At 65.3% G+C, this 10,057-nt stretch carries 10 protein-coding genes; 5 read left to right on the forward strand and 5 right to left on the reverse strand.

What is annotated here, in order from left to right; genetic code table 11:
* The 4 genes from ABWP50_RS01335 to ABWP50_RS01350 all read left to right on the forward strand — a co-directional run.
* Nucleotides 1-360 (forward strand): hypothetical protein (locus tag ABWP50_RS01335; RefSeq protein ID WP_353216186.1); only part of this gene is annotated, 360 nt, incomplete at its 5' end.
* Nucleotides 360-1,046 carry a hypothetical protein gene (locus ABWP50_RS01340; protein WP_353216187.1) on the forward strand — a complete coding sequence of 229 codons (687 nt, stop codon included), beginning with the start codon at nt 360-362 and terminating at the stop codon, nt 1,044-1,046. The genes ABWP50_RS01335 and ABWP50_RS01340, both read left to right, overlap by 1 nt.
* Nucleotides 1,047-1,230: 184 nt before the next feature.
* Complete coding sequence (locus ABWP50_RS01345) at nt 1,231-2,784, forward strand: beta-helix domain-containing protein (protein ID WP_353216188.1); 1,554 nt, start codon at nt 1,231-1,233, stop codon at nt 2,782-2,784.
* Between the two features lie 78 nt (nt 2,785-2,862).
* Nucleotides 2,863-5,574 (forward strand): TonB-dependent receptor domain-containing protein, encoded by a 2,712-nt coding sequence (locus ABWP50_RS01350; RefSeq protein WP_353216189.1) that lies wholly within the window; start codon nt 2,863-2,865, stop codon nt 5,572-5,574.
* Between the two features lie 67 nt (nt 5,575-5,641).
* Here ABWP50_RS01350 and ABWP50_RS01355 read toward each other — a convergent pair whose 3' ends face one another.
* From ABWP50_RS01355 to cuyA, 5 genes are read right to left on the reverse strand one after another with little or no spacing between them, the layout of a single operon-like run.
* Complete coding sequence (locus ABWP50_RS01355) at nt 5,642-6,262, reverse strand: prolyl hydroxylase family protein (RefSeq protein ID WP_353216190.1); 621 nt, start codon at nt 6,260-6,262, stop codon at nt 5,642-5,644.
* Nucleotides 6,259-7,017: a prepilin peptidase gene (locus ABWP50_RS01360; RefSeq protein ID WP_353216191.1), complete on the reverse strand. Its 759-nt coding sequence runs from the start codon at nt 7,015-7,017 to the stop codon at nt 6,259-6,261. The genes ABWP50_RS01355 and ABWP50_RS01360 overlap by 4 nt, the downstream gene beginning before the upstream one ends.
* Entirely contained in the window at nt 7,017-8,129 is a 1,113-nt protein-coding gene (locus ABWP50_RS01365) for a zinc-binding dehydrogenase (RefSeq protein ID WP_353216192.1), read from the reverse strand. Before ABWP50_RS01365 ends, ABWP50_RS01360 begins: the two co-directional genes overlap by 1 nt.
* Nucleotides 8,126-8,809, reverse strand: a complete 684-nt coding sequence (gene cuyB / locus ABWP50_RS01370) for a cysteate racemase (protein WP_353216193.1) — start codon at nt 8,807-8,809, stop codon at nt 8,126-8,128. The genes ABWP50_RS01365 and cuyB overlap by 4 nt, the downstream gene beginning before the upstream one ends.
* The gene (cuyA, locus tag ABWP50_RS01375; RefSeq protein WP_353216194.1) at nt 8,809-9,816 is read right to left on the reverse strand and encodes a D-cysteate sulfo-lyase; all 1,008 of its coding nucleotides are present in this window, start codon (nt 9,814-9,816) and stop codon (nt 8,809-8,811) included. The genes cuyB and cuyA overlap by 1 nt, the downstream gene beginning before the upstream one ends.
* A gap of 71 nt (nt 9,817-9,887) precedes the next feature.
* Here cuyA and ABWP50_RS01380 point away from each other — a divergent pair.
* The coding region (locus tag ABWP50_RS01380; RefSeq protein ID WP_353216228.1) for a tryptophan-rich sensory protein at nt 9,888-10,057 on the forward strand (170 nt) is incomplete at its 3' end.

The raw sequence follows: 10,057 nt of genomic DNA on the forward strand, positions 1-10,057 counted from the left end.
CCGGGCGGGCTGGGTGAATTGCCGCCGCAGCCGCTGCCGCCGGGCGAATGCGCACTGTTTTTGTGGGACCGCGCCTCCACCAAACGCTTTGCCATGCTGGGCCGCAACCCGGCTGTGCTGCGCCTGCTGATCAATGGCCGCATCACCGATCTGCCGGTTACGGGCACCGAAGGGGACGCCGTGCTCGGCTTTGCGCCCATCGCCCGGTTTCGATCCGAGGGCCGCAGCTATGAGGTGCGGCTGACCATCCTGCCCGCGACAGCCGGCGGCGCCGTGGTGCGCGATGGCAGCCTGACCATCACCGAAGCCGATGGCGGCGCGCTGGTGCTGCCGGTGGCCGGGCTGGCCGGCTGCCCGTAATGGCGCGCGCGGTTACATCGCGCCGCGAATGGGCCATTGCCATTGGCGGCGGGCTGGCGGTCGCTGCTGCGCTGGTCTGGCTGCTGCGCGGCGGCGGTTTTGGCGGCGATGAGAACATAGTGCAGCCAGCGGTAACGATTGCCGCAGCCCCGCAAGTGCCGGCGCCGATGGCGATTCCGGCCGCAACCCCGCCCGATCTGGCCTTGGCCGGCGTGCGCACCGGGCCGGATGGCGGCATGGCCATCATCCTGCTGGGCGGGCGGCAATATCTGCTGCGCCCGGGCCGCAGCCTGCCCGGCGGGCTGAAGCTGCTGCGGGTCGAGCCGGGCCGTGCCATCCTGGCCGGGCCGGGCGGGGAGCAGGCACTGGCGTTTCCGGACGCACCCAGTGTTGCCGCCGGCCCGCCGCGGCCACCTGGCGGCGATCCGACGCCGTGGCTGCTGGCCACCAGCCCGGTGCGCACGGCTGCCGGCATCGGCGGCTGGCGGCTGACCAGCCTGGCCGGATTGCCCCAGCTGGCCAGCGCCGGCCTGCAACTGGGCGACATATTGGTCGCGGCCAACGGCTCAGAACTGCTGTCCGAAGAAAAGATCATCGAACTTCCTCAGGAACTGGCCGCGAACGGTCAACTGGCATTCAGGGTGAGACGGGGCAATCAACTGATTGACATTACGGTCAAACCCTAAAAGGCGCCTGTGCTGGCCGGGTGAGCGCGTCATGAAACTGTCATGCGATCGTCATGACTATGCAGCACGTTCGTAATCTCATCGCCACGAATCCCCTCTATCTGCCATCCTTAATCTAGGGGTGGCATCCAACGGCCATGGTTTCGCCCCAAATTTTGCAAACCAACGGCCAAAGGGGTGTCCCATGAACGTTCGTCTTCGCGCTTTGCTGCTGATCGGTTCGGCTGTTGCTGTCGCCGCCTGCGATGGTGCCGCCAATATCGCGTCGCCGGGTGAAGGCACGCTCGTGGTGCCAGCGCCGACGCCTGCGCCGGCGCCGGCCCCCACCCCGACGCCAACCCCCACCCCGACCCCGACGCCTATTGGCCCGGCCGCCGATTGCCCAACAGGTACGTCCAACGTTGGCGTTATCAACAATCTGCGCAATTGCGCTATTTCGGGCAACATCATCGGCGCGCAAACGCTGCGCAACCTTCGCGGCGTGGTGTATTCATTGAATGGCCGCGTCAACGTCGGCACCGATCTGGGTGCTGATCCCGGCGCACCGGTTGCCGGCGCTGCCCAGGGCATCCTGACCATCGAACCCGGCGTGGTGATCTTCGGTTCGTCCGGCGCCGATTCGCTCGTCATCAATCGCGGTTCGCAGATGTTCGCCGAAGGCACGGCCACCCGCCCGATCATCCTGACCAGCCGTTCCAACATGGAAGGCGCTGTTAACGCCAGCTCGATCGGCCAGTGGGGCGGCCTCGTCGTCCTCGGCCGTGCGCCGATCCACACCTGCGTTGGCGCAGGCGCTGCGCCCGGCACTGCTGCCTGCCAGTCGGCCGTCGAAGGCCTGACCGGCGCGTTTTACGGCGGCGGTTCGCCAGCTGACAACTCCGGCCGCATCCAGTTCGTGCAGATCCGTTATCCGGGCTTCGAAGTCAGCCCCGGCAACGAATTGAACGGCATCACCTTTGCCGGCGTCGGTTCCGGCACGTTTGCCAATAACATCCAGGTGCACAACAGCTCGGATGATGGCATCGAATGGTTCGGTGGCCGCGTGAATCACAGGTTTGTCGTGGTGACCGGCGCGGATGACGATTCGCTCGATACCGATCTCGGCTTCAAGGGCCTGATGCAATATGTGCTGGTCGTGCAGCGCACCACTGGCGGTGACCGCGTGATCGAAGCCGAAACCGCCGGCAGCGAAACCCGCACCCCGCGCTCCAACCCGCGCATCGCCAATTTCACCTTCATCGGCAACCGCACCCCTGACAGCGTGCTGCTGCGCGGCGGCACCGATTATGGCCTGGTGAACGGCATCATCCAGAACACCACGGCGACCGGCCTGTGCCTCGACATCGATGGCGCGCAGACCGCAGTCACCACCGCGACGACTGCCGAAGACGAAACCGGCGCGCCGATCTTCCGCTCGGTGATTTTCGCCTGCTCCGGCGCTGCCCGTGACGAGGCCGACGTGCCGCTCGCAAGCATCACGCCGCTGCTGGTTGGCAACAACAATCTGCTGCCGCCAGTGACATTGACCCTGACCAGCGTGTTCCTGCCCGGCACCTTCGAAACCAGCGCCGTTGGCACCAATCCGCGCACGACCTACACCGGCACCGGCACGTTCTTCGATGAAACCACGTTCGTGGGTGCGTTCCGCAACGCCACCGACACCTGGTACACCGGTTGGACTTGCGGCGTCGGCGCCGGCGCTGTGGCCTGCGAAACTGCTCCGGTTCCGATCCAGTAATCGCCCTGACGGCCGGGGCGCCCGCGTCCCGGCCGTTTGCCAGGCCACCCGTGTGGCATCATCAGGGATATCTGAACCATGACCATGCCACATTCGCTGCACATCCTGCTTTCCACCACCATATTGGCGGGCCTTGCGGCACCTGTATTGGCGCAATCGGCGGCACAGCCTGCCGCACAACCCGCGCCCGTCGCACCAACAGTCGAGGAAGCACCACCGGAAGAAGAGCCGGTCGATGTGTCCATCCCCGGCGGGCAGGGCAGCGAAATCGTGGTCATCGGCAAGCGCATCCCCAACACGGTCCGCCTGAGCCGTGAAGTTGTCTCGGTGCTGTCGCAGGCTGACATTGCCCGCAGCGGCGAAGGCGATATTGCCGGCGCGCTCAAGCGCGTCACCGGCCTGTCCGTGGTTGGCGGCCGCTATGTTTATGTGCGCGGTCTGGGTGAGCGTTATTCGCTGGCGCTGCTGAACGGCTTGCCGATCCCGTCGCCGGATCCGCTGCGCCGCGTCGTGCCACTCGATCTGTTCCCGACATCGGTGCTGGCATCGTCTGTGGTGCAAAAAAGCTATTCGGTTAACTTCCCTGGCGAATTTGGCGGCGGCGTGATCAACCTGACCACCCGCGCCGTGCCCAAGGAAGCCTTTTTCTCGGTGGGCGGCAGTATCGGTGCCAACACTGCAACCACTGGCCAGCTTGGCTATGTCTATTCCGGTGGCCGCACCGATTGGACCGGCTTTGACGATGGCACGCGCGGCCTGCCTGCTGGCCTGCGCGCCAGCCAGGATGCCGGCCGGGCGCTGGCAGTCGGTGCCAATTTCACGCAATCGCAATTGCAGACCATCACGTCAACGCTGGCCAACGCCCAGACCAACCTGGTCCTGACCAACGACGAACTGCCGGTAAACTGGGGTGCCAACATGTCGGGCGGCCGTGCCTGGGATGTGGGTGATGCGCGGATCGGTTTCGTATTTGCCGGCGGCTTCTCCAGCGATTGGATGACCAAAGCCGGCAAGCAGCAATTGTCTGGCGGCGCATCGGTCGGCCCCGGCAACACGCTGCAACTGGAAGCCGATCAGGATTTCGATTTCGTCGCCACCGAGTTTCGCACCGTCCTCAACGGCCTGTTCAGCATCGGCGCCGAATTCGGCAATCACAAGATCCGCTTTTCGAACCTGTACGTGAACGACACCATCAAGGAAGCCCGCATCCAGGCCGGCTTTGATGACATCAATGTCGGCCGTGACGTGCTGCTGCAGCGCAATGCCACGGCATTGTTCCGCCGCCAATTGATCGACACCCAGATTGTCGGTGAATTCAAATGGGATGATCTGACGCTGGACGTGCGCGGCACCTATGCCAATTCCAAGCGCTTGTCGCCGTATGAGCGGTTCAATAACTATGCGTTTTCGGCGCAGTTCCAGGATTTTGTCAACGATCTGCGCTCCCCGGGCCAATCCAGCCTGGTCGCGTTCAGCCGCTTGAACGAAAACGTCCTCGGCGGCGGCATCGATCTTGGTTACAAAATTCGCAATGGCGCGTTCCCGGTGCGGTTCACCGCTGGCTATGCCTACAGCAAATCCGATCGTTCATCGGAACGCTTCGATTATCGGTATCAGACCAATGCGGCTCTGCCGGGTGCAGTCACCCAGCAGCGTCCTGATGTGCTGTTGTCCGATTTCAACGTCTTCACATACGGCGTCATCCTCAATTCGGTCTCCACGGTGGCACCGCGCTACGATGCCGGTCTGACCGTGAACGCCGGCTACGCCCAGGTCGAAATGGAGCCAACCGATGGCGTGCAAGTCGTTGGCGGCATGCGCTACGAAAAAGGCCGCCAGAACGTGACGCCGGTGGACGTGTTCAATTCCAATCCAGGATCGGCTTTCAACCTGCCGACCAACATCAACCGCGGCTATTGGCTGCCGGCGATCACGGTAACGTGGAATTTCAAGGAAGACATGCAGTTGCGTGTCGCGGCATCAAAAACCATTGCGCGCCCGCAGTTCCGCGAATTGGCACCGCAGCCGTATTTCGATACCGAAAGCGATCGTCTCAGCTTTGGCAACCAGTTCCTGACCAATTCGGAGCTGATCAACGCCGAAGCGCGTTATGAATGGTATTTCGGCCGCGATGAAAAACTGGCGGTTGGCGGCTTCTTCAAGAATATCGATGATCCCATCGATGCTATCGCCTTCGTGCAAGGCGGCACCTTCCAGACCACATTCGCCAATGCGCCCAACGCGCGGCTCTATGGTGCGGAAATCGAAGCGCAAAAGTATTTCGATCTCGATGCGTGGGGCAGTTTCTTTGAAGGCCGCCGCTTCTTGGTGTCGGCCAACTATACCTACACCCAATCCGAAATCCGCGTGAAGGCTGGCCAAACCACGCGCTTCCCGCTGTCGGGCACCACCGTGGCGGCCACCGACATCTTCAAGAATGGCCTGCCGCTGACCGGTCAGTCGGATCATGTCGGCAACATCCAGCTTGGTTTCCAGGATCAGGACGGCCTTTCGGAACAGACGCTGCTGTTCAACTATGCCAGCACGCGCGCAGCCTTCCGCGGTCCATCGGGTCAGCCCGATCTGGTTGAAAAACCCGGCATTCGCCTTGATCTGGTGCTGCGCCAGGGCTTCAAGGTCCTGGGCCGCGAGATCGAAGCCAAGGTGGAAGGCCGCAACCTGACCAACACCCGCTATCAGGAATTCCAGACCCTGAATGCCAGCCGGGTCGATACCAACACCTATGTGCTTGGCCGCACCTTCCAGGCCAGCATTTCCGCCAAGTTCTGATCCAAGTTCTGATCATCGCCTGAAAACCAGCCGCCGGTGCCTGACAAGGCCCGGCGGCTTTTTCGTTTCAGGCCGTGACCGCTGGGTGGCGGCGCGGATGGTCCCGGAACCAGGCCGTGATGATATATTTGGTGCCGGCGCGCACCGGCATGCCGGCGTGCAAGGTGGCGGCATTGGGGGTGCCATCCGGCAAGCGATTGTTCCACGCCAGCAATTTGCCGGTTTCGGGTGCAAACAGCTTGCCCAGATGCTGAAACCGCGTCGCGCCGCCGGCCTTGGGCTCATTGAGATAGACCATCATCGTCCAGGTGCGCTGGCCGCCGTCTTCGGTGTGCGGGAAAAAATCGAGGCCGGTCGGCTCGAAATAATCGGTGTGCATCTGGAATTGCTGGCCCACCGCATAACGCTGGCCCTGCAGCGCCTCGGCATGGGCAATATCCAGCCCGGCGTAGGCAGCCAGACGCCGATAGACAGCTGCGACCACCGCATCATCGCCGGGCAGATCGGCCGTCTCGCTGGTGCGAAAATCGGCGGCGGCGCCATAAGCATCGGTGATGGTGGACGGGCGGCGATGCACATCGATGAGCGCCATCAAGGCGCTGCACTCGCCCGCCGTCAGGAACGCCTTGCGCTGATACACTTCGGCGCGATTGCCCGGCAGGCGCATGGCACCGGCAAAGACCGTCATCGCAGCATCTCCCACCAATTGGGCCCAAGCGCCAGAAACACCAGTGCCATGCCGGCCAGCAGCGCCCCCAGCGGCAATCGCGTTGTGGCCGAAATCGCATGGCCTTGCAGCCTGTCTTTCAAGGCCAATGCCAGCCCAAGCCCTGCCGACCCCGTGAGCAGGAACGGCAGCGGCACCACGCCCAGCAAGGCGCCGATCCCGGCGAACAGCTTGGGATCGCCGCCGCCCATCCCGTCCCGCCCGGTCCGCAGCCGGTAGGAAAAGCGCAAGGCCCACAGCGCGAAAAAACCAATCGCAGCCGCCAGCACCCGCTCAGCGAACAGCGCAAATCCGATGAAGTGGCCCAGCACCAGGGCGGCTGGAATCAACGGCAAGGTCAGGCGATCGGGCAGCCAAAAATGCTCGGTATCCAGCACGATCAGCGCCAGCAGCCACCAACCGGCAAATACTGCCGCTGCTCCGGCCAGCGGCGGATAGCGCCACAGCAACACGCCGCCAATCAGCGCCGCCGCCAGCTCGATATGCCAATGACGGGCAGCAATCGCCTGCCCACAGTGGCGGCAGCGGCCGCGCTGCACGAGATGGGACAGCAAGGGCACCAGTTCCGCCGCCGTCAGCGTCACGCCGCAATGATCGCAGCGCGAACGGCCGAGGATGGTTTCACCCGGCGGCCAACGCGCCGTGACCAGCGCCAGAAAGCTGCCGACGATCAAACCCAGTGCACCGCCGATCAGTGGCCACCAGAGGGCCGGCATCAGGGGATCAATATCTGGCGCACCGCCGCGCCGCTGGCCAAAGCGTCGAGCGCTTCGTTGATTTGCGCCATCGGCAGCACGCCGGTCAGCAGCTTTTCCACGGGCAGCCGGCCGGCCCGCCACAGCGCGATATAGCGCGGGATATCACGCGCCGGCACCGCTGAACCCATGTAGCTGCCGATGATGGTCTTGGCTTCGGCCACCAGGCTCACCGCTGGAATGGTGAACAGGTCGGCCGGATTGGGCAGGCCCACAGTGACAATGCGCCCGCCGCGCGCTGCCGTGCGATATGCCTGCGCCAGCACCTTGCCGCTGCCCACGCTTTCGATGGCGACGCGCGGCGCGCCGTGTTTGGCAAAAGCTGCGTCCACGTCATCAGGCGCAACCGCTGCGCGCGCGCCCAGTTCCAGCGCCAGCGCACGCTTTTGTGCCACCGGATCGATGGCAATCACCGGCTCCGCGCCGGCCGCGACCGCGCCCATCAACGCCGCCAGACCAACGCCGCCCAGGCCCCACACCGCTACGCTTTCGCCGGGGCGCACCACTGCCGAATTGAACACGGCGCCCACCCCGGTGAGCACGGCGCAGCCAAACAGGGCGGCAATTTCGGCAGGAATATCATCATCGATCACCACGCAACTGCGCTCATCGATGACCGCATGGGTGGCAAAGGCCGACAGGCCGAGATGATGGTGCACGGGTTGGCCGCAATCAGACAAGCGAAAGCCGCCGCCGAGCAATTCGCCCTTGCCATTGGCCGCGGCGCCATTGCTGCACAGCCACGGCTCCCCGCGGTGGCAGGCATCGCAGTGGCCGCAGGCGGGCAAGAACGCCATGACCACGCGCGCGCCGGGTAGCAGGCGTGTGCCCGGCCCGGCGGCTTCGACGCGGGCGACGGCTTCATGGCCCAGCGCCATCGGCAGCGGGCGCGGGCGATCGGCGTTCACCACCGACAGATCACTGTGACAAAGACCAGCCGCTTCGATGCGCACCAGCACTTCGCCGGGGCCGGGCGGCGCCAGATCGAGCGTGGCCATGCGCAGCGGGCGCGACACCGCATAAGGGCGGGCGGCGCCCATGGCATCAAGAACGGCGGCTACGGTCTGGCTCATGATGATGCCTTATCCGGCAATCGCGCTGCCGCCAATGTGGCGCGCGCCAGGGCTGCGGTGGAATCGATCAACGGCACGGTCACATCATCCTGACGCAGCAGCAGCGGCACTTCGGTGCAGGCCGCGATGATGACGTCGGCGCCGGCCGCTACCAGCCGCGCCGCTTCGTCGGCCAGGCCAGCGCGGGTGGCTGCGCTGCGGTCCCCGGCCTTGATGGCATCAACGCAGGGCTGCACCACCGCCAGATCGCCGGCCAGCACCGGCACCGGGCAAGCGCGGCCATAAAGATCAAGCGCCAGCGTTGCGCCCACCGCCAGCACACCGATGCTGCGTGGCCCATGCGCCAGCGCTTCGGCCAAGGCGGCATCGATCATCGACACAAACGGCGCCGCCGTGATGGCATCGGCCCAGCCGTGCGCGGCGTTGCATGGCATGGCGAGGATGTGCGCGCCCTGCCCCGCCAGTGCCGCCGCCATCGCCGCCAGCGCCGGGCCCGGCGATGCAGCACCCGTGAGGGCGGCGGCATTGCGATCGGGCACATGCGGATTGCTGTCGATCAGCACGCGCGGATGATCATTATCCTGAGTGGCGGTCACGCCGGCGACCAGATGCGCCATGAACGCGGCGGTTGCGGCTGGCCCCATGCCGCCGATCACGCCGATCGTGCGCCACACCGCCATCAGTTCAGATCGGCATTGCGCAGATCGGCGGCAAAGGCCGGCAGCGACGGCGAACCGCCGGTGTGCAGGAATAGCACGCGTTCGTGCGCGGCAATGCGGCCATCGCGCACCAGGCCGATGAGGCCGGCCATCGCCTTGCCGCTGTAGACGGGATCGAGCAGCACGCCTTCACGCGCGGCGAGCAGGCGCACGGCCTCCACCATGGCGCGGGTGGGCAGCGAATAACCGGGGCCAACCCATTCATCCAGGCAGACGATGTCGCTCGCCTGCGGCTGCGGCGTGTTCAGCAGATCGGCGGTGGCCTGCGCCAGCTTCAGCACATTGGCCTCCTGCTCGGCGCGGGGGCGGCGCACGTTGATGCCGGTGACGGGGATGCCGGCGTTGAGCGCCACGAGGCCAGCCACCAGGCCGCTGTGGGTGCCGGCGCTGCCCGATGCCACCACGATGCGATCAAACACCAGCCCGGCTTCAAAGGCTTGGCCCATGATTTCCTGCGCGCAAGCGGCATAGCCGAGCGCGCCGAGTGGCGACGAGCCGCCCCCGACGATGATATACGGGTTGCCGCCCGCCGCCGTGACCGCAGCGGCATCGGCGGCCATTTCGGCGGCCAGATCAGCCCCGGCCTTGACCATGCGCACGTTGGCCGCGCCCATCAGATCAAACAGGAGATTGTTGCCCAGTGCATCCGGTGCATAGCTGCCGGCCACGCGTTCTTCGATGACCAGCCGGCAGGCCAGGCCTTCGCGGGCGGCGGCGGCCAGCGTCAGGCGGCAGTGATTGGATTGCGGCGCGCCCACGGTGATCAGCGTGTCGGCGCCCTTGGCCAGCGCATCGGCAATCAGAAATTCCAGCTTGCGGGTCTTGTTGCCGCCGCCGGCCAGGCCGAGCAAATCGTCGCGCTTGATCCACAATTCGGCGCCGCCCAGCGCGTCCGACAGGCGCGGCAGCGGCTCGATGGGCGTGAAGCCAGCGGTGTAGCGGCGGCGGGCAAAGCGAGAAAGATCCATCCCGACGCTCTGCCCGCGCCTGTGACCGAATGCAACCGCGCGCGCAGCTGCCAAACAGGCTATGCAGAGCTATGGAGTATTTCAACACACCTGCCGACATTGCCCGCGGCTGGGCCATCGCCTGGGCCGTCGCGCTCTGCCTGATTGGCGGGCTGATGACGCCGCGTGCCGATTGGTATGCCAGGCTGAACAAGCCGACATGGCAGCCGCCGGGCTGGGCGTTCGGCCCGGCGTGGACGAT

It is taken from the genome of Sandarakinorhabdus sp., from assembly GCF_040398645.1.
GTDB lineage: Bacteria > Pseudomonadota > Alphaproteobacteria > Sphingomonadales > Sphingomonadaceae > Sandarakinorhabdus.

Bases quoted from the DNA above. Each gene is read 5' to 3' on its own strand.
- ABWP50_RS01360 (WP_353216191.1), bottom strand. From the start codon at position 7,017: ATGCCGGCCCTCTGGTGGCCACTGATCGGCGGTGCACTGGGTTTGATC.
- ABWP50_RS01350 (WP_353216189.1), top strand. From the start codon at position 2,863: ATGACCATGCCACATTCGCTGCACATCCTGCTTTCCACCACCATATTG.
- ABWP50_RS01345 (WP_353216188.1), top strand. From the start codon at position 1,231: ATGAACGTTCGTCTTCGCGCTTTGCTGCTGATCGGTTCGGCTGTTGCT.
- ABWP50_RS01365 (WP_353216192.1), bottom strand. From the start codon at position 8,129: ATGAGCCAGACCGTAGCCGCCGTTCTTGATGCCATGGGCGCCGCCCGC.
- cuyA (WP_353216194.1), bottom strand. From the start codon at position 9,816: ATGGATCTTTCTCGCTTTGCCCGCCGCCGCTACACCGCTGGCTTCACG.
- cuyB (WP_353216193.1), bottom strand. From the start codon at position 8,809: ATGGCGGTGTGGCGCACGATCGGCGTGATCGGCGGCATGGGGCCAGCC.
- ABWP50_RS01340 (WP_353216187.1), top strand. From the start codon at position 360: ATGGCGCGCGCGGTTACATCGCGCCGCGAATGGGCCATTGCCATTGGC.
- ABWP50_RS01355 (WP_353216190.1), bottom strand. From the start codon at position 6,262: ATGACGGTCTTTGCCGGTGCCATGCGCCTGCCGGGCAATCGCGCCGAA.